Source organism: Microbacterium sp. GQ128 (genome assembly GCF_059758615.1).
On sequence record NZ_JCAXDY010000005.1, the window covers coordinates 56,285 to 80,441 of the forward strand.

The 24,157-nt window shown below is 71.2% G+C and carries 20 protein-coding genes; 16 read left to right on the forward strand and 4 right to left on the reverse strand.

Annotated features, from left to right (window positions below; translation table 11 throughout):
- The first annotated feature begins 102 nt into the window (after window positions 1-102).
- The 7 genes from AC6CHX_RS16145 to AC6CHX_RS16175 are packed head-to-tail and all read left to right on the forward strand — an operon-like array spanning window position 103 to window position 7,514.
- On the forward strand, window positions 103-1,737 hold the full coding sequence (locus AC6CHX_RS16145; protein ID WP_498273645.1) for a TIGR04028 family ABC transporter substrate-binding protein: 1,635 nt from the start codon (window positions 103-105) through the stop codon (window positions 1,735-1,737).
- A gap of 16 nt (window positions 1,738-1,753) precedes the next feature.
- Window positions 1,754-2,722 (forward strand): ABC transporter permease, encoded by a 969-nt coding sequence (locus AC6CHX_RS16150; RefSeq protein WP_136040858.1) that lies wholly within the window; start codon window positions 1,754-1,756, stop codon window positions 2,720-2,722.
- A complete protein-coding gene (locus AC6CHX_RS16155; RefSeq protein WP_498273646.1) occupies window positions 2,719-3,612 on the forward strand; it encodes an ABC transporter permease in 894 nt (297 codons plus the stop codon). The genes AC6CHX_RS16150 and AC6CHX_RS16155 overlap by 4 nt, the downstream gene beginning before the upstream one ends.
- On the forward strand, window positions 3,609-5,246 hold the full coding sequence (locus AC6CHX_RS16160) for a dipeptide ABC transporter ATP-binding protein (RefSeq protein ID WP_498273647.1): 1,638 nt from the start codon (window positions 3,609-3,611) through the stop codon (window positions 5,244-5,246). The genes AC6CHX_RS16155 and AC6CHX_RS16160 overlap by 4 nt, the downstream gene beginning before the upstream one ends.
- Window positions 5,243-6,295 (forward strand): putative FMN-dependent luciferase-like monooxygenase, encoded by a 1,053-nt coding sequence (locus tag AC6CHX_RS16165; protein WP_498273648.1) that lies wholly within the window; start codon window positions 5,243-5,245, stop codon window positions 6,293-6,295. Before AC6CHX_RS16160 ends, AC6CHX_RS16165 begins: the two co-directional genes overlap by 4 nt.
- Window positions 6,292-6,909, forward strand: a complete 618-nt coding sequence (locus AC6CHX_RS16170; RefSeq protein WP_498273649.1) for a CMD domain protein — start codon at window positions 6,292-6,294, stop codon at window positions 6,907-6,909. Before AC6CHX_RS16165 ends, AC6CHX_RS16170 begins: the two co-directional genes overlap by 4 nt.
- Window positions 6,906-7,514 (forward strand): alkylhydroperoxidase domain protein, encoded by a 609-nt coding sequence (locus AC6CHX_RS16175; RefSeq protein ID WP_498273650.1) that lies wholly within the window; start codon window positions 6,906-6,908, stop codon window positions 7,512-7,514. Before AC6CHX_RS16170 ends, AC6CHX_RS16175 begins: the two co-directional genes overlap by 4 nt.
- Window positions 7,515-7,535: 21 nt before the next feature.
- Here the strand turns inward: AC6CHX_RS16175 and AC6CHX_RS16180 are convergent, their stop codons facing one another.
- A complete protein-coding gene (locus AC6CHX_RS16180) occupies window positions 7,536-8,480 on the reverse strand; it encodes a quinone oxidoreductase family protein (RefSeq protein WP_498273651.1) in 945 nt (314 codons plus the stop codon).
- A 44-nt stretch (window positions 8,481-8,524) separates the two neighbouring features.
- On the reverse strand, window positions 8,525-12,487 hold the full coding sequence (gene hrpA, locus AC6CHX_RS16185) for an ATP-dependent RNA helicase HrpA (protein WP_498273850.1): 3,963 nt from the start codon (window positions 12,485-12,487) through the stop codon (window positions 8,525-8,527).
- 28 nt (window positions 12,488-12,515) lie between these two features.
- Between hrpA and AC6CHX_RS16190 the strand changes: the two genes are divergently transcribed.
- The 4 genes from AC6CHX_RS16190 (at window position 12,516) to AC6CHX_RS16205 (ending at window position 17,141) form a co-directional block, all read left to right on the forward strand.
- Entirely contained in the window at window positions 12,516-13,742 is a 1,227-nt protein-coding gene (locus AC6CHX_RS16190; RefSeq protein ID WP_498273652.1) for a heparan-alpha-glucosaminide N-acetyltransferase domain-containing protein, read from the forward strand.
- A 67-nt stretch (window positions 13,743-13,809) separates the two neighbouring features.
- The gene (locus AC6CHX_RS16195) at window positions 13,810-14,646 is read left to right on the forward strand and encodes an aldo/keto reductase (RefSeq protein WP_498273653.1); all 837 of its coding nucleotides are present in this window, start codon (window positions 13,810-13,812) and stop codon (window positions 14,644-14,646) included.
- A gap of 89 nt (window positions 14,647-14,735) precedes the next feature.
- Entirely contained in the window at window positions 14,736-15,305 is a 570-nt protein-coding gene (gene msuE / locus AC6CHX_RS16200; RefSeq protein ID WP_136040848.1) for an FMN reductase, read from the forward strand.
- Window positions 15,306-15,338: 33 nt separating this feature from the next.
- Window positions 15,339-17,141, forward strand: a complete 1,803-nt coding sequence (locus tag AC6CHX_RS16205; protein ID WP_498273654.1) for a thioredoxin domain-containing protein — start codon at window positions 15,339-15,341, stop codon at window positions 17,139-17,141.
- A 2-nt stretch (window positions 17,142-17,143) separates the two neighbouring features.
- Here AC6CHX_RS16205 and AC6CHX_RS16210 read toward each other — a convergent pair whose 3' ends face one another.
- On the reverse strand, window positions 17,144-17,362 hold the full coding sequence (locus tag AC6CHX_RS16210; protein WP_498273655.1) for a hypothetical protein: 219 nt from the start codon (window positions 17,360-17,362) through the stop codon (window positions 17,144-17,146).
- Window positions 17,363-17,553: 191 nt separating this feature from the next.
- On the opposite strand from AC6CHX_RS16210, the gene hisC reads away from it, so the two are divergent.
- From hisC to AC6CHX_RS16225, 3 genes are read left to right on the forward strand one after another with little or no spacing between them, the layout of a single operon-like run.
- Complete coding sequence (gene hisC / locus AC6CHX_RS16215) at window positions 17,554-18,621, forward strand: histidinol-phosphate transaminase (RefSeq protein WP_498273656.1); 1,068 nt, start codon at window positions 17,554-17,556, stop codon at window positions 18,619-18,621.
- Complete coding sequence (locus AC6CHX_RS16220) at window positions 18,618-20,021, forward strand: amino acid permease (RefSeq protein WP_498273657.1); 1,404 nt, start codon at window positions 18,618-18,620, stop codon at window positions 20,019-20,021. The genes hisC and AC6CHX_RS16220 overlap by 4 nt, the downstream gene beginning before the upstream one ends.
- 3 nt (window positions 20,022-20,024) lie before the next feature.
- On the forward strand, window positions 20,025-20,507 hold the full coding sequence (locus tag AC6CHX_RS16225; RefSeq protein WP_498273658.1) for an Lrp/AsnC family transcriptional regulator: 483 nt from the start codon (window positions 20,025-20,027) through the stop codon (window positions 20,505-20,507).
- A gap of 4 nt (window positions 20,508-20,511) precedes the next feature.
- Here AC6CHX_RS16225 and AC6CHX_RS16230 read toward each other — a convergent pair whose 3' ends face one another.
- Complete coding sequence (locus tag AC6CHX_RS16230; RefSeq protein ID WP_498273659.1) at window positions 20,512-22,065, reverse strand: dolichyl-phosphate-mannose--protein mannosyltransferase; 1,554 nt, start codon at window positions 22,063-22,065, stop codon at window positions 20,512-20,514.
- 35 nt (window positions 22,066-22,100) lie between these two features.
- Here AC6CHX_RS16230 and rsmI point away from each other — a divergent pair, with 35 nt between their 5' ends.
- Window positions 22,101-22,928: a 16S rRNA (cytidine(1402)-2'-O)-methyltransferase gene (gene rsmI / locus AC6CHX_RS16235; RefSeq protein ID WP_498273660.1), complete on the forward strand. Its 828-nt coding sequence runs from the start codon at window positions 22,101-22,103 to the stop codon at window positions 22,926-22,928.
- Entirely contained in the window at window positions 22,925-24,031 is a 1,107-nt protein-coding gene (locus AC6CHX_RS16240; protein WP_452326999.1) for a LacI family DNA-binding transcriptional regulator, read from the forward strand. The genes rsmI and AC6CHX_RS16240 overlap by 4 nt, the downstream gene beginning before the upstream one ends.
- The last annotated feature ends 126 nt before the right edge of the window (window positions 24,032-24,157 follow it).

A 24,157-nucleotide genomic window follows, 5' to 3' on the forward strand; every position in this document is an offset into this window, starting at 1 on the left:
CGTGTCGTCGCGCGACACACGGTGTCCGCTGCCTCGCGGCACGGCCGCTCCGATTCCTACCGTGAACACATCCCGACACCCGAAGCCCAGGAGACCCTCCGCATGAACCGCCGTCTCATCCGTGCCGCCGCCATCGCGGTCCCGCTCGTCCTCGCGGGCAGCCTCGCCGCCTGCGCATCCTCGCCCGCCACCGGGAACGCCCCCGCCGAGGGCGGCGACCCCGTCACCGGCGGCACGCTCACCTACCTCGAGCACCAGGCGTACACGAACCTGTACCCGCCGCAGGCCGGCTTCTACCCGAACGGCGGCATCGTCAACAACATCGCCGCCCGCCTGACCTGGCAGAACCCGGAGACGCTCGAGATCGAGCCGTGGATCGCCTCGGACTGGACCGTGAACGCGGATGCCACCGAGTACACGTTCGACCTGAACCCCGATGTCACTTTCTCGGACGGCACGGTGCTCGACGCGGCGGCCGTCGCGAAGAACTTCGACACGTACGGTCTGGGCGACGCAGACCGCGGCCTGACGGTCTCCGAAGCCATCAACAACTACGCCAGCAGCGAGGTCGTCGACGAGGACACCGTGACGTTCCGCTTCAGCGCACCGTCGCCCGGTTTCTTGCAGGCGACCTCGACCATCAACTCGGGTCTGCTGTCGCCGGAGACGCTCGACGGCACGATCGAGGACTTCGGTGCGGGCAACGCGGCCGAGATCATCGGCTCCGGCCCGTTCACCGTCACGGACGAGAAGCTCGGCACCGAGTACACACTCACCGCACGCGACGACTACGAGTGGGGCCCGGACAGCGTCGACAACGCCGGGCGCCCCTACCTCGACGCCGTGCATGTGCTCATCACCCCCGAGGACTCGGTGCGCATCGGCTCGCTGCTCGCCGGTCAGGCCGACTACGTGCGCTACGTGCAGGCGTTCGACGAGGACCGCGTCGAAGGCGCCGGCTTCACGCTCTACGCGCCGCAGACCCGCGGCGTGAACAACTCGATCGCCCTGCGCCCGGAGAACCCGCTGCTGGGCGACATCCGCGTGCGCCAGGCGCTCATCGCCGCCGTGGACGCGCAGGAGGTCGTCGACACGCTCTTCACCGAGAATTACCCGGCGGCGACGTCGGTGCTCTCGTCGCAGGCCGTCGGCTACAAGGACGAGTCCGCGCACTACGCCTACGACCCCGACAAGGCCGAGGAGCTGCTCGACGAGGCGGGCTGGGAGCCCGGGGCCGACGGCATCCGTGAGAAGGACGGCGAGCGCCTGTCGATCACGGTCTACGAGGCCAAGCCGCAGCCGCTGTCGAAGCAGACGCTCGAGCTCGTGGCGCAGCAGCTGGCGAAGGTCGGCGTGGAGCTCTCGGTCAAGCCCGGCGATGCCGGCAGCGCGGCCGAAGACACCCGCGATCCGCTGAAGACCGGCTTCTACCACTCGATGGTCGGCCGTGCGGATCTCGACGTCATCAAGAGCCAGTACTTCACGAAGAACCGCGACGTGCTGATCTCGAAGGACCCGAAGCTCGACGAGCTGCTGCTCGCCGTGGCCTCCGAGCCCGACGCCGACAAGCGCATCGCCGCCTCTCAGGCCGTGCAGGACTACATCGCCGAGCAGGCGTACGTGATCCCGCTGTTCGAGGAGCCGCAGGTGTACGGCACCGCGACCTACGTGCACGGCGTCGCCTTCGAGTCGGTGGGGCGGCCGACGTTCTCCGGCGTCTGGCTCGCCGAGCACTGAGAGCGCCGGTGACACGATGAGCTTCGTCCTCCGACGAGCCGGGCAGGCCGCGATCGTTCTGATCGCGGCCTTCACGGCCACCTTCTTCCTGCTGCAGCTGCTGCCGGGCGATGCGATCCTGATCAAGTTCTCCGACCCCAGCCTCGGGCTGTCGCCGGACCAGCTCGACAGCATCCGGGCCACCTACGGCGCAGACCTGCCGTGGTGGGAGCAGTACGTGCACGCGGGCCTCGGCTTCCTCGCCGGGGACTTCGGGTTCTCGACCCAGTTCGGCACTCCGGTGCTGACGATGCTGGGCGAAGCCCTCCCCGCGACCCTGCTGCTCGCGTCGCTCGGACTCGTCGTGGCACTGATCCTCGCCGTCCTCATCGCGGGGCTCTCCTCCCTCGCCCCGTTCGCGTGGCTGCGTGACGGGCTGCGCCAGGTGCCGGGGCTGTTCGTGGCGGTCCCGGTCTTCTGGCTCGGCATCCTGCTCATCCAGGTGTTCTCGTTCGGGCTCGGCTGGGTGCCGATCGTCGGAGCCGACCCGGTCAGCGGACTCGTCCTGCCGGTGCTCACCCTCGCCGTGCCGATCTCGGCACCGCTCGCACAGGTGCTGGTGCGCTCGATCGACCAGGTGCAGGCGCAGCCGTTCGTCACGGTGGTGCGGGCGAAGGGCGCCCCGCCGCTGTGGGTGCTCACCCGCTCGGTGGCCCGCAACGCCGCCGTGCCGACCCTGACCATCGCCGGCGTGCTGTTCGGCGAACTCGTCGGCGGTGCCGTGGTGACCGAGACCGTGTTCGGCCGCACGGGCATCGGCCGCCTCACCGAGCAGGCCGTGGCGAACCAGGACATCCCGGTGCTGCAGGGCGTCGTGCTGCTCTCGGCCCTCGGCTTCGTGATCATCAGCTTCGCGGTCGACCTCGTGACCCCGCTCATCGACCCCCGCCAACGCACCGTCGCCCGCGCGTCGACGCGGCGCACGCTCCAGGAGGCGACCGCATGACCGCTCCCGTGATCATCGACCCCGTGGTCGGGCCTGAGCTCGATCCCGACCCACCCGTCGCGACCGAGGGCGGATCCACTCGCCGCCGCCGACTGCGCGGGCGCTCCTGGGGCCTGTACCTCGCCTTCGCCGTCGTCACGGTCGCCGTGCTCTGGGCCGTCATCCCGGGGGTGTTCGCCCCCGGCGACCCACTCACCGGCGTCCCGGCCGACAAGCTGCTGCCGCCGAGTGCCGCGCACTGGTTCGGCACCGACACCCTCGGCCGCGACCTGTTCGGCCGGGTCGTGCACGGCGCGGTGCACTCGCTCTCGGGAGCGCTCATCGCCGTCACGGTCGGCCTCGCGCTCGGCACGCTGATCGGTGCGGTCGCCGGGGCCGTCGGCGGTGTGGTCGACGATGTGCTGATGCGGGTCGTCGACGTGCTGCTCGCGATCCCCGGGCTGCTCCTGGCCCTCACCGTCATCATCCTGCTCGGCTTCGGCACCGTGAACGCCGCGATCGCGGTGGGTCTCGGCAGCGTCGCCGCGTTCGCCCGCCTCATGCGTGCCGAGGTCGCCCGTGTGCGGCGCACCGAGTACGTCGAGGCCGCCTTCGGCAGCGGCGGCACGTTCTTCACCGTCCTGCGACGGCACGTGCTGCCGAACTCGCTGACGCCGATCGTGGCGCTCGCCGCGCTGCAGTTCGGCACCGCGATCCTCGCGATCTCGACACTCGGATTCCTCGGCTACGGGGCACCGCCGCCCACGCCGGAGTGGGGCCTGCTGATCGCCGACGGCCGCAACTACGTGGGAACCGCGTGGTGGCTCACCGCCCTCCCCGGTCTCGTCGTGGTCATCGTCGTCCTCAGCGCCAACAGGATCAGCCACCGCATCGGAAGGAGCGCGAAGTGAGTGCCGTGATCAGCGCCACCGATCTGCGGATCTCGTACGCCGGGAAGCAGGTCGTGCACGGCGTCTCGTTCGAGATCGCCGAGGGCGAGACCCTGGCGCTCGTCGGGGAGTCGGGTTCCGGCAAGTCCACCACCGCGCACGCCCTGCTCGGGCTGCTGCCCGAGGGCGGGCGCGTCGACGGCGGACGCGTGCTCCTCGGCGACCTCGACATCTCGGGGTGGTCCGACCGTGCGCTGCGCGGCATCCGCGGGCCCGCGATCGGCCTCGTGCCGCAGGATCCGACCACCTCGCTCGACCCCGTGCGCACGATCGGCGCGCAGGTCGAGGAGATCCTCCGCCTGCACGGCCACCGGGATCGACGGTCGCGGCGTGCACGCGCCATCGAGCTGCTCGACCGCGTCGGCATCGACGACCCCGACCTGCGGGCGCGCCAGTATCCGCACGAACTCTCCGGCGGTATGCGCCAGCGCGTGCTCATCGCCACCGCGATCGCCCTGCGGCCCCGGCTGCTGATCGCCGACGAGCCGACCAGCGCCCTCGATGCCACGGTGCAGCGCAAGGTGCTCGACCTGCTCGACGAGCTGCAGCGCGAGGAGGGCACCAGCATCCTCCTCGTGACCCACGATCTCGGCGTCGCAGCCGACCGGGCGGAGCGGCTCGTCGTGCTCAAAGACGGGCGGATCGTCGAGCAGGGCTCCAGCGAGGCGGTGCTCGCGGCTCCGTTCGACCCTTACACGAAGCAGCTGCTCGCCGACGCTCCGGCGTTCGCGACGGGTTTCCGTCGCCCCGACGCCCCGCCGTTCCTCCGGGATGCCGCCGCCGTCGCCGCCGAGAACCCCTGGGCGATCGTCGCCGACGGACTCGTCAAGGAGTTCCGCGTGGCCGGGCGCGAGCGCTTCCGCGCCGTCGACGACGTGTCGTTCCGGGTGCGCAAGGGCACCACGCACGCTCTCGTGGGGGAGTCGGGCTCGGGCAAGACCACGACGGCGCGGCTCGTCACCCGCTTCCACCAGCCGGATGCCGGGACCATCGAGGTCGACGGCGACGACGTGACCCACGCGAAGCGCGAGCACCTGCGGGTGCTCCGCCGGCGCATCCAGCTCGTCTACCAGAACCCGTTCGCATCGCTCGACCCGCGCCAGCAGATCGCGGACATCGTGGCCGAGCCGCTGGTGAACTTCGACGTCGGGAACCGCGCCGAGCGGCGGGAGCGTGCACTCGCCCTCATCGATCGGGTCTCACTCCCCGCCGATGTCGCACGGCGCACTCCGCGCGAGCTCTCGGGCGGTCAGCGGCAGCGCGTCGCGATCGCCCGCGCGCTGGCGATCGATCCGGACATCGTGGTGCTCGACGAAGCGGTGTCGGCGCTAGACGTCACGGTGCAGGCCCGCATCCTCGAGCTGCTCTCCTCGCTGCAGGCCGAGCTCGGGCTCACCTACCTGTTCATCTCGCACGACCTCGCGGTGGTGCGGCGGATCAGCCACACGGTCTCGGTGATGCGCCGCGGCCGGATCGTCGAGGAGGGGCAGACGGAAGACCTCTTCCGCGACCCGCAGCACGACTACACCCGGGAGCTGCTGGCCGCAGTGCCCGGAACCAGAGAAGTCTCCGGCACCAGAGAGGTACCCGCATGACCGCACCCACCGTCGCCTTCTTCACCCGTCTGCTCGACGATGCCGCCCCCGCCGAACGGTACGCGTTCGCGACCGCGCAGATCCAGCAGGCCGAGCGCCACGGCATCGGGCGGGCCTGGGTCGCGCAGCACCACTTCCACGCGGCCGAGGGCGGGCTGCCCTCGCCGCTGGTGTTCCTCGCGCACGTCGCGGCCGTGACCTCCGCGATCCGCCTCGGCACGGGCGTGATCACGCTGCCGCTGGAGGATCCGGTGCGGGTGGCGGAGGATGCCGTGGTCGCCGATCTGCTCTCCGGGGGGCGCGTGGATCTGGGACTCGGCAGCGGCGGCACCCCGTCGTCGTTCGTGCCGTTCGGGGAGGACGTGCGCGACAAGGCGCCGACCTACGACCGGAAGCTGCGGACCCTGCTCGACGGTCTGGCCGGGCGTGACGTCGGTGCGGGCAACACCCTCTACCCGGATGCCGGGGACCTCGCCGACCGCGTGTGGCAGGCGACGTTCTCGGCTCCGGGTGGGCATCGCGCCGGCATCCACGGGCACGGTCTGCTGCTCTCGCGCACGCAGCCGCGCGGCGCCGACCGGCTGCACGCGCCGCTCTCCGCACTGCAGGATCCGATCATCGACGCCTACCTCGAGGCGCTGCCGGAGGGGGTGGCGCCGCGGATCACCGCCTCGCGCACCGTGTTCGTCGCCGACGACCGTGCCGAGGCGCTGCGCTTCGCCGAGGTCGGTCTGCGCCGGGCGGCAGAGGGCTTCCGCCGTCAGGGCCAGACGATCCCCGGTGACAGCATCGACGAGCTGATCTCCGCACTCGACACGCACCTGGGCACACCCGAGCAGGTGGCGGAGTCGCTCGCCGCCGACACCACTCTCGCCCGGGCGACCGAGGTCGCCTTCCAGGTGCACTCGGTCGACGCCCCGCACGAGCACGTGCTGCGCTCGATCGCGCTCTTCGCCGACGAGGTCGCCCCGGCCCTCGGCTACGCGCTCGCCCCGACCCCGCACCGCATCAGTACCGACCAGAACCTCACCCTCAAGGAGAACGCATGACCGACGACATCGTGGACCGGATCGCGGAGGTGACGCCGGAGCTGGATGCCCTGCGCCGCCGCCGTCCGGTGACCAGGGAGCAACTGCAGGCGAGCTTCGACGCCCTCTTCCGTCCGGTGAGCGTGGAGCACGTGTCGCAGGCCGAACGCGAGCTCGTGGCCGCCTTCGCCACCGGTCTCGCCGGTGCCGACGACCCGACCGCCGTGTTCTACGCCGCGCGTGCGCAGGAGGCCGACCCGCAGCCGGCTGCAGTCGTGATCGCTGAGGCCGCTGCGGCGGCGACCCAGGGACCGTTCGGCACCTACACCGAGCTGGGGTTGCAGGCCGAGAACACCGATGGCGTGCGCTACGTGCCGTCCGACGCCGTCATCGCGAGCGTGGGCGAGCGTCTCGCCGCCGCTCTCGCCCACACGCACCTGCTGGTGTTCCGCCCCCGCGAGGCCTCGGGGGCCGACCTCGGCCGCCTGCTCGACGCGGGCTGGTCGGCGGACGGCATCGTGACGCTGTCGCAGCTGGTGTCGTTCCTCGCCTTCCAGCAGCGCGTCATCACCGGGCTCCGTGTGCTCACCGCTGTGGGCTTGACCGCCGAAAACTCCGAGGAGGAGGCCGCATGACCGCCGAACAGAGCGTGCTGCAGCACGACGACGCTCCGCACCCGCACGCGTTCACCCGCGGTGAGGTCGGCTGGGTCCCGCACCTCGAGCCCCTCGCCGAGGACGAGCTGACCGAGCGTCACTACGACGGTCTCGTCGACGCCGCTCGTGCGAAGAACGACTACTTCCGCCTGCTGGCCCGCGACCCCGAGGTGCTGAAGGCGCGCACGCTCGTCGACAAGGACATCTTCTACAACGCCACGGAGGGTCTGCCCCGCGCCGATCGGGAGCTCGCGGCGACCGCGGCCTCCCGCCGCAACGGCTGCGTGTTCTGTGCCTCGGTGCACTCGCGCTTCGCCGCGCACCACAGCAAGCGTGTCGACGACGTCGACCTGCTTCTCGACGAGGGGGTGGACGCCGACCTCGGCGAGCGCTGGAACGCGATCGTCGCGGCATCCGTCGCCCTGACCGACACCCCGAACGCGTTCGGCGAGGACGAGATCGTGCGGCTGCGTGCCGCCGGACTCGACGACCTGGAGATCTCGGACCTCATCCACGGCGCCGCGTTCTTCAACTGGGCGAACCGGCTGATGCTGTCGATCGGACGGCCGGTGGCCCCGGCCTGATCGAGCTCTCCGGCCCCGCTGTCAGGGGACCAGGATGATCTTGCCCGAGGCGGCGCCGGATTCCATGAGCTCATGGGCCTGCGCCGCCTCGGTCAGCGGCAGCTGGGGGCCGAGCTCGATCACGAAGTCGCCGGCATCGAGGAGGTCGATCGTCTCGGGCAGCGCCTCGGCGCGCCAGGCGAGCTCCTCCTCGGTCAGGGGAACGGGTGAACCGCCGGAGAAGGCGCGGATGCCGAAGGATGCGGCATCCGGTCCGCGCACGATCGTCGCGATCCGGTCGCGGTCGGAGATGAGGGCGAGCGAGGTCTCGATGGCCTCGTCGGTGCCGGCGCAGTCCAGCGCCACGGTGACGGCCTCGGGGGCGGCGTCGCGCACGCGGTCGAGCAGGCCGTCGCCGTAGGCAACGGGGATGGCACCCAGCTCGCGCAGCTGGTCGTGGCGGGCGGGGCTCGCCGTCGCGATCACGGTCGCGCCCCAGGCGACGGCGAACTGCACCGCGGCCTGACCGACCGAGCCGGAGCCGCCGTGCACGAGCAGCACGTCGCCCTCGGTCACCCCGAGCGAGCGCAGCGCCTGGTAGGCGGTGCCCGCGGGGATCCCGATCGCCGCGCCCTCGGCTGTGGTGACGGAGTCGGGGAGCTTCGCGAGCTTCTCGGTCGAGATGGCGAGCGCCGACGCATAGGTGCCGTGGCCGTCGCGGATCGCCACGCGGTCGCCGACCGCGAAGTCGTCGACGCCCTCGCCGAGCAGCTCGATGACCCCTGCTCCGTCGAAGCCGACCGGACGCGGCTCGGTGATCGGGGGCGACGGCCGCTTGCCGCTGCGCAGCTTGGCGTCGATGGGGTTCGCCCCCGCCGCCTCGATGCGGACCACGACCTCGCCGCGGGCCGCGACGGGATCGGGGATCTCCATCAGGTGCAGGACATCGGGGGAGCCGAGCTCGGTGTAGACGATCGCGCGTGCCATGGATTCAGGCTACCCGCGCCGCGCCGCGCGCACGCCGTCGCGGATCAGCGCCCGGACAGCACCTTCATGATTCGCTGCGGCGACACCGGCTGCGCGGTGCCGAGACGCTGCGCGAACACGCTGACGCGGTACTCCTCCAGCAGCCAGCGCACCTCGACGAGCGCGGGGGGAGCGTCGCGGGGGAAGGGGATCGTGCCCCCGGCATCCTCGAACGCCTTCGCCATCCGCTCGTACTCGGTCGTGCGCGCGCGGTCCTTGCCCGGTTCGCTCGCGAGCGTCTTCAGCCGGTCGAGCATGCCTTCGAGGTACCGCGGGAAGTGTGCGAGACGGTCGACGCCGGCGGCCGAGACGAAGCCCGGATGCAGCAGTCCGCTCAACTGCGTGCGGATGTCGTTCAGCGGGCCGAGCAGGGCGAGCGAGTTCTGCGATTTGATGCCGCGTTCGACGTCGCGGGACTTCGTGAGGATGCGGGCCACCAGCGAGACGCACGCGAAGAGCTGATCCACCAGGACGGCTGAGACCGCATCGCGCACCCGCGCGAAGTCCGCTTCGCTGCGCACGATGCCGCCCGGCTCCGTCTGCTCGATGACCTGCCGCGCCACGGCCGCCCGGCAGTCCTCGATGAGGGCGGCGGCGGACGGGTAGGGCGAGGCGGCGAGCGCGAGCTTCTCCTGGCTCGTCAGGTGCTCCTGCACGTACGAGGAGGGGGAGGGGACGCCCAGCAGTACGAGCCGCAGCACGCCATCGCGGGTGGCGGCGACCGCGGCATCCGGGGTCGACTCGACCCGCACCGACACGCTCTTGCCCTGATCGACGATCGCCGGGTAGCCGCGCACGACGCCGCCGGCGACGCGGGTGTCGAGCACCTCGGGCAACTCTCCGAAGGTCCACGCCGTGAGGCCGGTCTGCTCCAGCTGCGGGCGCTTCGGCGCGCTCAGAGCCCCCGGCTTCGCGGGCCCTGACTTCGGCGGCGCCGCGATCGAGCGCGCCACGCTGCTGCGCGCACGGTCGGACAGCTGCGTCTGCAGTGCCCGCAGGTCACGCCCGGATCCGACCACCCGACCGCGCTCGTCGACCGCGCGGAAGTTCATGCGCAGGTGCGGCGGCACGCGTTCGTCGTCGAAGTCGGCGGCGGATACGAGCTGGTTGGCGAGCGGCTGGATGAGTCGGGCCAGCGCCTCCTTGAGCGTGCGCGGTGGCAGGCCGCCGTGTGATTCGGGCCCCTGCTCGGCCAGCTCGGCCCCGAACTTCTCGGCCCAGTCCGCGGCGGGGACGACGTGGCGGCGGATGGCCTTGGGGAGGGCGCGCAGCAGACCCGTCACGAGCTCGGCGCGCAGGCCCGGGACCTGCCAGTCGAATCCGCGGTCCTCGAGCTGCGCGAGCAGGGGCAGCGGCACGACCACGCTCACGCCGTCGTCGTCGGCACCCGGCTCGAACCGGTACGCCAGTCCCAGCACCTGGTCGCCCTGCGTCCATCGCGTCGGGAACTCGCGCTGGTCCGCCCGCTCCTCGTCGTCGATGAGGTCGCTCTCGCGCATGACGAGCAGCTTCGGCGTCGTCGCCATGGCCTCGCGCCACCAGCTCTCGAAGGAGCGCACGTCGAACACGTCGGCGGGGATGCGCTCGTCGTAGAACCGGAACACGGCCTCGTCGCCGGCGAGGATGTCGCGGCGGCGCTCGCGCTCCTCCAGCTTCTCGAGGCGCTTGCGCAGCTCGGCATTGCTGCGCCAGAACGCGCTCACCCGCTTGTCGATCCGCGTCGGATCCCACTCGCCCTCGACCAGTGCATGGCGCACGAAGAGCTCGCGCGAGGCCGCCCGGTCGATGCGCGCGAACTGCACGCGGCGACGCGGGATGATCTCGAGCCCGAACAGCGTCACCTTCTCGAAGGCGACGGCGGCACCGGCATCCTTCGACCAGTGCGGCTCGGTCACCTGCCGTTTGGCGAGGTCGCCGGCGAGGGACTCGGCCCAGGCCGGGTCGATCGCGGCGACCGTGCGCGCGAACGTGCGGGAGGTCTCCACGATCTCGGCTGCGATCACCGCCTGCGGGCTCTTCTTGCGCAGGCCCGAGCCGGGGAAGATCGAGAAGCGGATGCCGCGGGCGCCCCGGTACTCCGCGATGCGTCGACCCTTCGGCTCCTTCGCCGGGGAGTGCGACTTGCCCGCAGGGGCGGTGCGCTCGTCGAGGATGCCGATCTGCGAGAGCAGGCCGGACAGCAGGGCGCGATGGATGGCGTCGGGGTCGCTCGTGCCACCGGCGTCGCCCTCGCGGCCAGACGTCTTCACGAGCGTGCGCAGCTGACGGTGCACGTCGAACCACTCGCGCACCCGCACGTAGTTCAGGTGCTCGGAGCGGCACAGCCGGCGGAACGCGCTCGATCCGAGCTCGCGCTGCTGTTCGCGGAGGTGGTTCCAGAGGTTCAGCAGGGTCAGGAAGTCGCTGGTCGGGTCGACGAAGCGGGCGTGCAGGCGGTCGGCCTCCTCGCGGCGCTCCTCCGGCCGCTCCCGCACATCCTGGATCGTCATGCCCGACACGATCGCGAGCACGTCGCGCGTCACCGACGAGTGGGTCCCTGAGCCTCCGCCCTGGGTCCCTGAGCCCGTCGAAGGGCGCCCCGCCTCGATCAGCATCCGCGCGAACCGCGGGTCGATCGGCATCCGCGCGATGTCGCGGCCGGTGCGGGTGAGGTGCGGGGATCCGTCGCGACGCGAGGGCTCGACCGCACCGAGCTCGGTGAGCAGGTCGAACGCGGCCTTCACTCCTCGGGAGTCGGGCGGGGTGAGGAAGGGGAACGCGGTGATGTCGCCGAAGCCGAGCGACAGCATCTGCAGGATGACGGAGGCGAGGGAAGTGCGGAGGATCTCGGGCTCGGTGTACTCCGGGCGCCGGTCGTAGTCCTCCTCCGAGTAGAGGCGGATCGCGATACCGTCGCTGGTGCGGCCCGCGCGCCCGGATCGCTGGTTCGCCGAGGCCTGCGAGACCGCCTCGATCGGCAGCCGCTGCACCTTGGAGCGGTTGCTGTAGCGGGAGATGCGCGCGGTGCCCGTGTCGATCACGTACTTGATGCCGGGGACCGTGAGGCTCGTCTCGGCGACGTTCGTGGCGAGGATCACCCGGCGGCGTACGCCCGCCACCCGGCTGCGCTCGAACACGCGGTGCTGATCGGCGGCGGAGAGGCGTCCGAACAGCGGCAGCACCTCGGTGGGGGCGCGGTCGTTCGCGTAGGCGCCCCGCACGGCGTCGGCCGCATCCCGGATCTCGGCCTCGCCGGGGAGGAACACGAGCACGTCGCCCGGCGCCTCGCGGTCGAGCTCCCGGAGGGCGGCGACGATCGCCGACACCTCGTCCTCCGGTTCGGCCGGTGCGCTCTCGTCGTCCGCATCCTCGACCGGACCGCGGTAGCGGATCTCCACGGGGTAGGTGCGGCCCGAGACCTCGATGATCGGCGCCGGTGTGCCGTCCGGGGCGGCGAAGTGCTTCGCGAAGCTCTCCGGATCGATCGTGGCCGAGGTGATGATCACCTTGAGGTCGGGGCGCTCCGGCAGGATGCGGGCCAGGTAGCCGAGCAGGAAGTCGACGTTGAGGGAGCGCTCATGCGCCTCGTCGATGATGATCGTGTCGTAGCGCGTGAGCAGTCGATCGCGGTGGATCTCGTTGAGCAGGATGCCGTCGGTCATCAGAGCGATGCGGGTGGCATCGGAGACCTTGTCGGTGAAGCGCACCTTGTAGCCGACGAGCGTCCCCAGCTCGACCTGCAGCTCTTCCGCGACCCGCTCGGCGATCGTCCGCGCGGCGAGGCGGCGGGGCTGGGTGTGCGCGATGCGCTCCCGACCCAGCTCGAGCGCGATCTTCGGCAGCTGGGTCGTCTTCCCCGAGCCCGTGGCGCCCGCGACGATCACGACCTGGTGGTCGCGGATGGCGTCGCCGATCTCGCCCCTGGCAGCGCTGACGGGCAGCTCCGGGGGATAGGAGATCACGGGGGAGGACATAGCCCTCCATCGTATGACGGGAATCGCCCTCTACGATCATCTGGTGATCACCGCGCTCGCCCCCGTCCGTTGGTTCCGCGAGTTCGGGCGCCCGCCGCGCATCCTCGGTCTGGACGTCGCTCGGGGACTGGCGATCCTCGGCATGGCCGGCGCGCACGTCGGCGAGACCGAGGCCTTCGAGTGGCTCGACCCGACGACGTGGACCGACCTCGTGCACGGGCGGTCGTCGATCCTCTTCGCGCTCCTCGCCGGGGTGTCCATCGCCCTGATGACCGGACGCAGCGCGCTGCCGGAGCGCGAGCGCCTCCCGAGCATCCGCCTGAACCTGGTCGGACGCGGCGCCGTGATCTTCCTGATCGGACTTGCCCTGGAGATGCTGAACACCCCGATCGCGGTGATCCTCACGCTGTACGGCATCCTCTATGTCGCGGTGATCCCGTTCCTCCGGTGGCGTCCGTGGCAGCTGCTGCTCGCCGCGGCCGTGCTCGCTCTCCTCGGCCCCGCGCTACTCGCGTTCCTCGGCGCCGTGATGCTGCATCCGTTCGGCACCGGGATCGGCTTCGTGCTCTACGGCACCTACCCGATCACGGTGTGGCTCGCCCTCGTGCTCGGCGGCATGGCGTTGGGGCGGATGCACGTCGAACGAGTGCGCACCGCCGTGATCGCGCTCGTGGTCGGCGTCGTGCTCGCGGTCGTCGGCTACGGGCTCGGGGGCATCGGCCAGGCAGCGGGTTTCAGCACGCCTGCGGAGGACAGCAGTTCATCGTTCGTCGACAGCTTGTCATTCGTCGACAGCTCGTCATTCAGCGAGGGGTCGTTCCCCGAGAGCGATGGCGGCGCGGTGTCGACGCCGAGCGGGTGGGAGGGGTATCCGCAGGCGCTGTCGGCGTCGGATCCACTGGGCGCGGTGCTCGCTGCCGTGTTCGCGGTCGAGCCGCACAGCGGCGGAACCGCCGAGGTGCTCGGCTCCGGCGGCTTCGCGCTCACGGTGATCGCGCTGTGCCTGCTGCTGAGCCGACCGCTGCGGTGGCTGCTGCTGCCGTTGGGTGCGCTGGGCTCCATGCCGCTGACGGCATACAGTGCGCACGTGCTCTCGATCGTCCTCGTCGGCGGCCCCGGAGGGTTCTTCTCCAGCAACGCATTGTGGGCAGTGACCGCAGTCGGGCTGCTGGTGGCGACGACGCTCTGGTCGATGTTCTTCGGTCGAGGGCCGCTGGAACGACTCGTCGGTCGCGGGGCGGCTGCGATGGCGGCCGTCCCGCGGCGCTGACTGCCTGCGCTGAATTCTTTCTTCACCCGGCGGCCTCGACGTCGGATGCCGGTCATAGGCTGGAGCAATGAGCATTCCTGCACTCGAACTGAACGACGGCAATTCCATCCCGCAGCTCGGCTACGGCGTCTTCAAGGTGCCGCCGGCAGAGACCGAGCGCGCGGTGAGCGAGGCGCTCGAGATCGGCTACCGCCACATCGACACCGCCGCGATCTACGGCAACGAAGAGGGCGTCGGCGCCGCGATCGCGGCCTCCGGAATCGCCCGCGACGAGCTGTTCATCACGACCAAGCTCTGGAACGACCGCCACCACGACGACGAGCCGCGCGCGGCCATCGGCGAGAGCCTCGACAAGCTCGGCCTCGAGGAGGTCGACCTGTACCTGGTGCACTGGCCCACCCCGGCCAAGGACGACTATGTGCACGCCTTCGCGAAGCTCATCGAACTCCGTGAGGCGGGTCTCACCCGCAGCATCGGCGTCTCGAACTTCCTGGTGCCGCACCTGGAGCGCACGGTGAAGGAGACCGGCGTGGTGCCGGCGGTGAACCAGATCGAGCTGCACCCCGCCTACCAGCAGCGCGACGTGGTCGCCTGGGCCGACGCGAACGGCGTCAAGATCGAGGCCTGGGGTCCGCTCGGTCAGGGCAAGTACGACCTGTTCGGCACCCCCGCGGTGGCCGATGCCGCAGCCGCGCACGGGGTCACCCCCGCGCAGGCCGTGCTGCGCTGGCACCTGCAGAAGGGGATCATCGTGTTCCCGAAGTCGGTGCGCGCGGAGCGCCTGCGCGAGAACCTCGATGTCTTCGGCTTCGAGCTGACCGACGCCGAGATCTCGGCGATCGACGCCCTCGACCCGCTCGACGGCTCGGGTCGTGTCGGCTCGCACCCGGACGAGGTCAACTGACCCCGGTCGCCCATTCCGGCCCTCGGGCCCACATGACGCCCCGTGTCGCTCCGCGCGACACGGGGCGTCGTCGTGAGTAGCTTCGAGGCATGACAGCTCCGTTCCGCGTCGTGGCCGTGTCGGGATCCCTGCACGAGCCGAGCAAGACGACCGCCCTCGTCCGCGCGATCACGGACGCGATCGCCGATCGTGCCGAGGTCGAGTCGCAGCTCATCGAGCTCACGCAGATCGGGCCGGGACTGGCCGGCGCGCTCCAGCGCGACCAGTTGCCGCCCGAGGTCGAGGCGCAGCTGCAGGCCATCGAGTCGGCCGACCTGCTGATCGTGGGCAGCCCCGTCTACCGGGCCTCGTTCACCGGACTCTTCAAGCACCTCTTCGACTTCGTCGGCCAGTACGACCTGGTGGGAAAGCCCGTGCTGCTCGCGGCGACCGGCGGCGGGGAGAAGCACGCGCTGATCATCGAGCACCAGCTGCGGCCGCTGTTCGCATTCTTCCAGGCGCTCACCCTCCCGGTCGGGGTCTACGCCAGCAACACCGATTTCGACGGGTACGAGATCGCCTCGGATGTGCTGCAGGCGCGCATCGCGCTGGCCGCCGAGCGTGCCCTGCCGCTGGTCGGCTACGCGGCAGCGCGCCCGGTCGAGCTTCTCGTCAGCTGACCGCGCGCCCTCCCCACGGCGTAGCGTGAGGGCATGACGAACCGGCTCGCCGACACGCTCAGCCCCTATCTCCGCCAGCACGCCGACAACCCCGTCGACTGGTACCCGTGGGGTGAGGAGGCGTTCGCCGAGGCCCGGCGCCGCGACGTTCCGCTGTTGATCTCGATTGGCTACTCGACCTGCCACTGGTGCCATGTGATGGCGCGGGAGTCGTTCGCCGACCCCGACACCGCCGCTCTCATCAACGACGGTTTCGTGGCGGTGAAGGTCGACCGCGAGGAGCATCCGCAGGTCGACGGCGCCTACATGGCCGCGGCATCCGCCTTCACGCAGAACCTGGGCTGGCCGCTCACGGTGTTCACCACGCCGCGGGGGCGCACGTTCTACGCCGGCACCTATTGGCCCCCGGAGGCCCGTGGCCAGATGCCCGGCTTCCGCGATGTGCTCGCCGCGGTGCTCGAGGCGTGGACGGTGCGGCGGGAACAGGCCGAGGAGTCGGCGGATGCCGTGACCGACGCCCTTGCCCGCGCGGCGGAGTCCACATGCTCGGACCTGCCCGACGTGGTGGCGATCGCGACGGCGGCGGAGACGATCGCGAAACGGGAGGACCGGGTCCACGGAGGTTTCGGCGGTGCCCCGAAGTTCCCCGTCGCCACGACGCTGCGGTTCCTGCAGCATCCGCTGGTGCGGGAGGGCGCTCCGCAGGCTGCAGCTTCGGCGGCACGGGCGCTCGCCGCGATGGCCGGGTCCGATCTCCGCGACGCCGACGGCGGCTTCTTCCGATACGCGACGCAGCGCGACTGGACGGTGCCGCACTATGAGCGGATGCTCACCGACAACGCGCAGCTGCTCGACATCGCGCGGGACGCCGGGGACGAGCCGACGGTGCGGGGGATCGCGGCCTTCCTGATCGACGTGCTTCGGCGCGACGGCGGCGGATTCGGAGCCGCGCAGGATTCGGAGTCCATGATCGACGGTGCCCGCAACGAGGGCGGCTACTACCTCCGCCCGGTCGCCGAGCGCGCCGAGCTGGAACCGCCCGCCATCGACGGCAAGGTGATCACCGGGTGGAACGGCCTCGCGATCGGCGCGCTGTCCCGGGCGGGGGTGGCAATCGGGGAGCAGGCCTGGATCGATGCCGCCGCTGCGGCCGCCGACCACGTGCTGCGGGTCAACCGGAACCCCGCGGGCGCTCTCGTCCGCACGTCGCTCGACGGCCGCGCATCCGCCGCCGTCGCGACCGCCGCGGACCTCGGACTCCTCGCCGACGGCCTGTTCGCGCTCGCCCTGGCGACCGGGGACGCGGAGTGGGCCGTGACCGCACGCGGCATCCTCGACGACGCTCTCGCCGGCACCGGTGGCGACGATCCGCTGCTCTCAGCGCAGGGGATCGCGACCTCTCCTGACCAGACCGACGGCGACCTGCCGTCCGATGCCGCAGCGGTCGCCGGGGCCGCGCTCACCGCCTGGTGGCTGGGTGCAGGAGACCGCTATCGCGAGGCCGCTGCTGCGACCGTGAGCGCCCTCGCGTCGCGCGCGATCGAGCAGCCGTTCGCCCACGGCACGCTGCTGCGGGTGGCTGCGGGCCTCGCCCTTCCTCCCCGGCAGCTCGTGGTGACGACGGCCGACCGCGACGGTGCGCTCGCCGCAGCAGCCCGGGCCGCGGATGCCGAGGTCATCGCCGTCGTCACTCCCGCGCAGGCGCAGGCGTTCGCCGAAGCCGGCTTCGAGCTGTTCGAGGGCAAGGATGCGGCCGCAGAACGCGCCTACGACTGCCGCGCGTTCGTGTGCCGGCTACCGGTGAGCGACCCGGCGGAGGTCTCGCCCGCGCGCTGAGATCAGCCCTGGTTGCGCGGATGCCGACGGGCAGTGCGCTCGTTGCCGCGGCGGTAGTTCCCGGTCAGTCGTGCCATCAGCAGCTGCGCATCGCCCTCCGCGGCCTCGGCGAGGAACTCCTGCGCCCGAGCACCACGGAGCACGGTCGCGGTGATCCCGTGATGGCGGATGACGACGTCGTCACCGCGCACCGCGAACTCGAATCCGGAGGGTGTGCCCATACGGCGAGCGTAGCGGGGGTTGCGGCCTTCGGCGTCGCCGGGACGCCTGCACAATCTGCACAGCGATTCCCCCGCAGGCACCGTCCGGTTGCGCGGGTTGCGCAGCATCCGATGAACCGATTGCCCAGTGCCCGGCATCCGTTCTACTGTTGCGCGACCCCACCCGCGATCACAGCAAGGATGCTCTGACGATGCCCCTCCCCACCCGCGCCGGACTCGACGCCGTTCCCGCGTACCGTCAGGGGCGCTCCGCCCCGGCCGGTGCCTCGAAGCTCTCCTCCAACGAATCGCCGCATCCGCCGCTCGCCTCGGTCGCACAGGCCGTGCGCGACCGGATCGACGGCATCAACCGCTACCCGGACATGAGTGCCGCCGCCCTTCGTGAGCGCCTCGCCGCCCGCTACGGCGTGGATCCCGCCGAGGTCACCGTCGGTGCGGGTTCGGTCGAGATCGCCGCGCAGCTCATCCACGCGGTGGTGGGCGACGGCGACGAGGTCGTCTTCGCCTGGCGGTCCTTCGAGGCGTACCCCTCGCTCGTCCGCATCGCCGGGGCCACGCCGGTCGCCGTGCCGCTCGATGCCGACCACGTGCACGACCTCGAAGCGATGCTCGCCGCGATCACCCCGCGCACCCGCCTGATCTTCGTGTGCAACCCGAACAACCCCACCGGGACCGTGGTCGGCGCCGACGAGCTGGAGCGCTTCGTCGCCGCCGTGCCGCACGACGTGCTCGTGGTCATCGACGAGGCGTACGTGCACTTCGACACGACCGAGAGCCGCGGTGCCGGCATCGAGCTGTTCCGCCGCCACCCGCACGTGGCCGTGCTGCACACCTTCTCTAAGGCCTACGGGCTCGCCGGGCTCCGCATCGGCTATGCGATCGCTCCGGCCGCCGTCGCCGAGAACCAGCGCAAGGTCGCCGTGCCGTTCGGCGTGACCGACCTCGCCCAGACCGCCGCCCTCGCCTCGCTGGATGCCGAGGACGAGCTGGCCGCACGCATCGACGAGGTCATCGAGCAACGAGAGCGCCTCCACGACGTGCTCACCGCAGCCGGCTGGCCCGCCGTCCGCTCGCAGGCGAACTTCGTCTGGGTTCCGTCCGGCGATCGCACCGCGGAGCTCGAGGAGCTGCTGCAGGCAGGAGGCGTGATCGCGCGGGCCTTCGCCGGGGAGGGCATCCGCATCTCCTCCGGTTCCCCGACCGACATCGATCGCGTCGAGCAGGCGCTCACCGTCGCTCGTGTGGAGGTCGGCGCATGACCGCTGAACGCGGAACCGAGATCCCGCCCACCACCACGACCACCAAGGGTCTGCATCCGGGGCTCACCCGTCGTCAGATCTCGATGATGGGGCTCGGCGGCGCGATCGGCGCCGGCCTGTTCGTCGGGTCCGGACAGGCGATCAGCATCGCCGGTCCCGCCGTCCTGGTCTCGTACCTCGTCGCGGGCGGCATCGTCGTGCTCGTGATGGCGATGCTGGCCGAGATGGTCGCGGCGCGACCCAGCTCCGGCGCTTTCAGCTCGTACGCGCAGAAGGCGATGGGCCGCAGCGCCGGCAGCGCGGTCGGCTGGCTCTACTGGATCCAGCTGGTCGTCGTGATCGCCGCCGAGGCGACGGGCGCCGGGGCGATCGTGGCGAACTGGACTCCCGGCATCCCCGCCTGGGTGTGGGTGCTGATCTTCGTCGTGGCGCTCACCGCGGTGAACCTGTTCGGCGTGCGCAACTACGGTCGCTTCGAGTTCTGGTTCGCGGCGATCAAGGTCGCGGCGATCATCGCCTTCCTCGTGGTGGGGGTGTGCGCGATCATCGGACTCATCCCGGGTGTGCCCGCGACCGGCATCGCGAACCTCGTCGACAACGGCGGCTTCGCCCCGAACGGCATCGCCGGCATCGCGGGCGCGCTCCTCATCGTGGTGTTCGCGTTCGGAGGCACCGAGGTCGTCGCGATCGCCGCCGCCGAGTCGAACGACCCCGCGCATAACATCCGCCGCATCGTGCGCGAGGTGCTCGTGCGCATCCTCGTCTTCTATGTCGGGTCGATCTTCGTGATCGTCTCGGTGCTGCCGTGGAACGACCCCGCGGTCAAGGACGGCCCGTTCTCGGCGGTGCTCGAAACCCTGAACGTGCCCGGCGTCGGCCTGGTGATGGACCTGATCGTGATCATCGCGCTGCTGTCGGCCATGAACGCGAACATCTACGGCGCCTCCCGCATGGCGTATTCGCTGGGGGAGCGCGGACTCGCTCCGCTGGCCGCCACTCGCACGAGCCTCAAGGGCGTGCCGTTCGTCGCCGTGCTCGCCTCGGTCGCCTTCGGCTTCGTGACGGTGGGACTCAACTGGGCCTTCCCCGACGTCGTCCTTCCGGCCCTCCTCAACGTCGTCGGCTCGACGCTGCTCGTGATCTGGACGGCCACGGCGATCGCGCAGATCATCCTCCGCACTCGCGCGGACCGCGCGGGCGAGGAGATGCCGATGCGGATGTGGGGTTTCCCGTGGCTGTCCTGGCTCTGCCTGGTGCTGCTCGCCGCGGTGATCGCGCTCGCGATGATCGATCCGGCAGCGCGCATCCAGCTGCTGTTGACCCTCGCGCTCACCGGTGTGCTGCTCCTCGTCGCCCGTGCGACCAGGGGAGTCGCCCGGCCCGGCGTGCCCCGGGAGTAGCCGATGCGCATCGATCGCCTCGACGCCCAGCTCATCCGGCTGCTCACCGAGTCGCCGCAGCTGCCGATCCTCGAGGTCGCGCGGCGGCTCGGGATCGCCCGCGGCACCGCGACGAGCCGTCTCGCGCGCCTGCATGAGGGCGGGGTGATCGAGGCGATCGTGCCGCGCGTCGACCCGGCCGGCTTCGGCTACGGCGTGGTCGCCTTCTGCCTGGTCGAGATCGATCAGAAGATCGGGCACGACGACGTGGCGACGGCCCTCGCCGACGCGGTGCCCGAGATCGTCGACATGCACACGGTCACGGGTGCGAGCGACATGCAGCTGCGGCTGGTGGCACGGGACGCCACCCGGCTGCAGGAGGTGCTCGACCGGGTCGCGCTGGTGCCCGGAGTCGCGCGCACGGCGTCATCGATCGCGATGCGCACGCACCTCTCCGGGCGCGTGCTCCCGCTGGTGGATCACGTCGCGACGGACGATCCCGCCTAGCGCCTCACACCCAGCCGGGCAGCCAGTTGTGCAGCAGCCAGAACTCGTACGGCACGCTCATCCCGGTCCACAGCGGCAGGAAGAACGCCGAGACCAGCACCACGAATACCAGGAAGATGATCACGGTGCGCTCGCCGGACTGCCGCCGGTACAGCGGATCCTCCCGCTTGCCGGCGATGATCCGCAGCGTCATCGCCAGGGCGAGCACGAGGAACGGCATCATCACGACCGTGTAGAACTGGAAGATCGTGCGCTCGGGGAACATCAGCCACGGCAGGTAGGTGACGGCGAGGCCCACGAGCGGAACGGTCAACTCCGGCCCGACCGGCTGCCGCGTGATCCAGCTGCGCACCAGCCGGTAGATCAGATACACGGCCGCCGCGACCCCGCCGTACCAGATGAGTGGATTGGGGACGGCGGAGATCACGCCGATGCAGTGATCCGTGCCGCATCCCGAGGGGGAGGGGTCGACCCAGACGGCGGTCGGGCGCAGCAGCAGCGGCCACTCCCACGCGGGGCTCGCATAGGGGTGCCCGCGGCTCAGGCCGACGTGGAATCCGAGCATCGACTCGTGGTACTTCCACAGGGCGAGCAGGGGGTTGGCGTCGCTCTTGCGGTCGTAGCCACCCGCGGTCACGAGCCAGCCCGTCCAACTGACGAGATAGACCGCGAGAGCCGGGAAGACGAGCAGCACGAAGGAGACGGGCCCCTGGCGGAAAGCGGCGGCGGTCGGCCACAGCACCACCCCGGCGCGGCGCCGAGCGAGGGCGTCCGTGACCACGACGTACAGCCCGAAGCCGGCGAGGACGTACAGTCCCGACCATTTCACGGCGCAGGCTGCGCCAAGGGCGAGCCCCGCGGCGATCAGCCACGGACGCCGCCACAGGACGGGTCCCCAGAACGGGTCGGGTGCGTCGGGGTCGCGTCGCTCGAGCACCGGGATCGTCCGCTGCCGGTCGATCAGCACGAACAGCACGCCGAGCAGGATGAAGAAGGTGAGGATGCCGTCGAGCAGGGCGATCCGGCTCATCACGATGCTGAGCCCGTCGATCGCGAGCAGGGTGCCGGCCACGCTCGCGACGACCACCGAGCCGCTGAGGCGTCGGGCGATCAGATACACCAGCAAGACCGATGCCGTGCCGAACAGGGCCGTGGCCAGCCGCCAGCCGCCGCTGTTCTCCGGGCCGCCGATCGCCATGCCCAGCGCGATCAGCCACTTGCCCAGCGGCGGATGCACGATGAACGCGCCCTGATCGGAGAGCGGAAGATCCTCGCCGCTCGGGAACGCCTGGTTCGCGCCATCGCCCCACGTGCCCTCGTAGCCCAGGGTCCACAGCGACCAGGCGTCTTTGACGTAGTAGGTCTCGTCGAACGCCAACTCGTGCGGATGGGCGACGCCGATGAGGCGGAGCACGGCGGCCACGGCGGTGATGACCAGCGGTGCGAGCCAGCGGATCGCGCGGCCCCAGTCGGGGTCGAGGAGCACGCGATCGCGGAGTCGTCCGTAGCGCGTCAGCCGTGCCTCGGGGGCGGGGAGCAGGGGCACGGGCGCGGTCACCGGTCCAGCCTAGACAACGCGCCTAAGCTGGGCGGGTGATCATCCTCGCCGCCACTCCGATCGGAAATCTCGGCGACGCGTCTCGCCGCCTGGTGGAGGTGCTGGAGAACGCCGAGGTCGTCGTCGCGGAAGACACCCGCACCACGGTGCGACTCCTGAAGGCGCTGCAGATCGAGAACCGTCCGCGCCTGATCGCGCTGCACGACCACAACGAGAAGCAGAAGGCCGCCGAGCTCGCCGCCCTCGCCGCGGAGACCGACATCGTGGTGATGAGCGACGCGGGGATGCCGACCGTGAGCGACCCCGGCTACGGGCTGGTCGCCGAGGCGGTGGCGCAGGGCGTGACGGTGACCGCGATCCCCGGTCCGAGCGCCGTGCTGATGGCGCTCGCGATCTCCGGTCTCCCCACCGACCGCTTTACCTTCGAGGGCTTCCTCCCGCGCAAGCCGGGGGAGCGCCGCTCGACCCTTCGCGCTCTCGCCGCCGAACCGCGGACCATGGTGTTCTTCGAGTCGCCGACCCGCCTCGCGAGCGCGCTCGCCGACATGGGGGCGGCGTTCGGAGACGAGCGCCGGATCGCGGTGTGCCGCGAGCTCACGAAGCTGTACGAGGAGGTGCGTCGCGGCACGGCGTCCGAGCTCGTCGCCTGGGCCGAGAACGGCGTGAAGGGCGAGATCGTCGTGGTCGTCGAGGGCGCAGCCCGTCGCGATGCCTCGCCGGAGGACGCGCTCGCCCAGGTGCAGAAGCTCGTCGCCGACGGCATCCGCCTGAAGGATGCCGCCTCCGAGGTGGCCGCCCTCACCGGTCTCTCCTCCCGTGACCTCTACCAGGCCGCGCTCGCCGCCCGTTCCGGAGGGGCATGACCGTGAGCAAGGCGGCGACCGTGTACGACGTGGCCGATCGGGCGGGCGTGTCGATCGCCACGGTGTCGCGCGTGCTGCGCTCGCCGGACGCGGTGCGCCCGGTCACGCGGGAGCGCGTGCTCGATGCCGTGGCCGCACTGGGTTACGTGCCCAGCGGCAGTGCCCGCGGGCTCGCGGAGCGCCGCACCGGGGTGCTCGGGCTGTATTTCCCCGGCTTCGACGCCGCCGAAGACGCTCCGCCGCTGGACGCGCTCTCCGCCGCCGATGCACCGCCGTTCGCGCTCGTCCGTGATGACGCGGATGCCGACGACGGGCACACCTCCATGCTCTTCCTCGACGAGGTGCTCCGCGGTGCGGAGCTGGAGGCGTGGAAGCAGGGCTTCGTGCTCATGGTCGGCGTCGGACGCGACGATCCCGACCGGTCGACGGTGCGAGACATGGCCGGCCGCGTCGACGGTCTGATGGTGCTCGCGAGCAGTGTGCCCGACGACGTGCTGGCGCGCCTCGCGCGGCGCATCCCGGTCGTGGTCCTCTCCGGCCCGCCGCGCGGCGACCACTACGACCACGTCACCGTGAGCAACGCCGAGGCGATGGCCGAGCTGACCCGGCATGTCCTGGCGCAGGTGGGGGATGGGCGGCTCGCCTTCCTCGCGGGACCCGCGGACTCGCCGGACGGCCAGCAGCGGTGGGAGGGGTTCGCGGCGGCGGTGACGGCTGCGGGCCGATCCCTCGACGACGTGAGCGTCCTCCGCGGCGATTTCACGCGCGGATCCGGCCGTCGTGCGGCCGAGGAGCTCGCCGCATCCGCTGCACCGGCGGCGCTGATCGCCGCGAACGATCAGATGGCGCTCGGCGCGCTCGACGTGTTCCGCGGCGCCGGGATCCGCGTGCCAGAAGACGTCCTCGTGACCGGGTTCGACGGCATCGAGGCGGCCGCGCTGTCGCGCCCCCCGCTCACCACGATCCGCCAGCCCATGATCGACCTGGGGCGCGCGGCGGTGCAGGTGCTCGCGCGGCGTCTGGAGAGCGTGGATGCCGAGCCGGTGCTGGCCCGCCTGCCGCTGCAGATCATCCTGCGCGAGAGCTCGCAGCGCCCTTCCTGACGCCCCGCGGCACGGCGCCACGCCGGTGTCAAGGGGTTGCTTTCGAAAAATGTATGCGCTTACAATCACTGAGGCGGCGCGGGCCGCCGGTCATGACAGAGACGACATGAGGTGGCAGATGTCCGG

Excerpts from the sequence above, each read along its gene's own strand:
- AC6CHX_RS16145 (WP_498273645.1), top strand. The coding sequence starts at position 103 with ATGAACCGCCGTCTCATCCGTGCCGCCGCCATCGCGGTCCCGCTCGTC.
- AC6CHX_RS16150 (WP_136040858.1), top strand. The coding sequence starts at position 1,754 with ATGAGCTTCGTCCTCCGACGAGCCGGGCAGGCCGCGATCGTTCTGATC.
- AC6CHX_RS16155 (WP_498273646.1), top strand. The coding sequence starts at position 2,719 with ATGACCGCTCCCGTGATCATCGACCCCGTGGTCGGGCCTGAGCTCGAT.
- AC6CHX_RS16165 (WP_498273648.1), top strand. The coding sequence starts at position 5,243 with ATGACCGCACCCACCGTCGCCTTCTTCACCCGTCTGCTCGACGATGCC.
- AC6CHX_RS16170 (WP_498273649.1), top strand. The coding sequence starts at position 6,292 with ATGACCGACGACATCGTGGACCGGATCGCGGAGGTGACGCCGGAGCTG.
- AC6CHX_RS16175 (WP_498273650.1), top strand. The coding sequence starts at position 6,906 with ATGACCGCCGAACAGAGCGTGCTGCAGCACGACGACGCTCCGCACCCG.
- AC6CHX_RS16180 (WP_498273651.1), bottom strand. The coding sequence starts at position 8,480 with ATGGCACGCGCGATCGTCTACACCGAGCTCGGCTCCCCCGATGTCCTG.
- AC6CHX_RS16195 (WP_498273653.1), top strand. The coding sequence starts at position 13,810 with ATGAGCATTCCTGCACTCGAACTGAACGACGGCAATTCCATCCCGCAG.
- msuE (WP_136040848.1), top strand. The coding sequence starts at position 14,736 with ATGACAGCTCCGTTCCGCGTCGTGGCCGTGTCGGGATCCCTGCACGAG.
- AC6CHX_RS16205 (WP_498273654.1), top strand. The coding sequence starts at position 15,339 with ATGACGAACCGGCTCGCCGACACGCTCAGCCCCTATCTCCGCCAGCAC.
- AC6CHX_RS16210 (WP_498273655.1), bottom strand. The coding sequence starts at position 17,362 with ATGGGCACACCCTCCGGATTCGAGTTCGCGGTGCGCGGTGACGACGTC.
- hisC (WP_498273656.1), top strand. The coding sequence starts at position 17,554 with ATGCCCCTCCCCACCCGCGCCGGACTCGACGCCGTTCCCGCGTACCGT.
- AC6CHX_RS16220 (WP_498273657.1), top strand. The coding sequence starts at position 18,618 with ATGACCGCTGAACGCGGAACCGAGATCCCGCCCACCACCACGACCACC.
- AC6CHX_RS16225 (WP_498273658.1), top strand. The coding sequence starts at position 20,025 with ATGCGCATCGATCGCCTCGACGCCCAGCTCATCCGGCTGCTCACCGAG.
- AC6CHX_RS16240 (WP_452326999.1), top strand. The coding sequence starts at position 22,925 with ATGACCGTGAGCAAGGCGGCGACCGTGTACGACGTGGCCGATCGGGCG.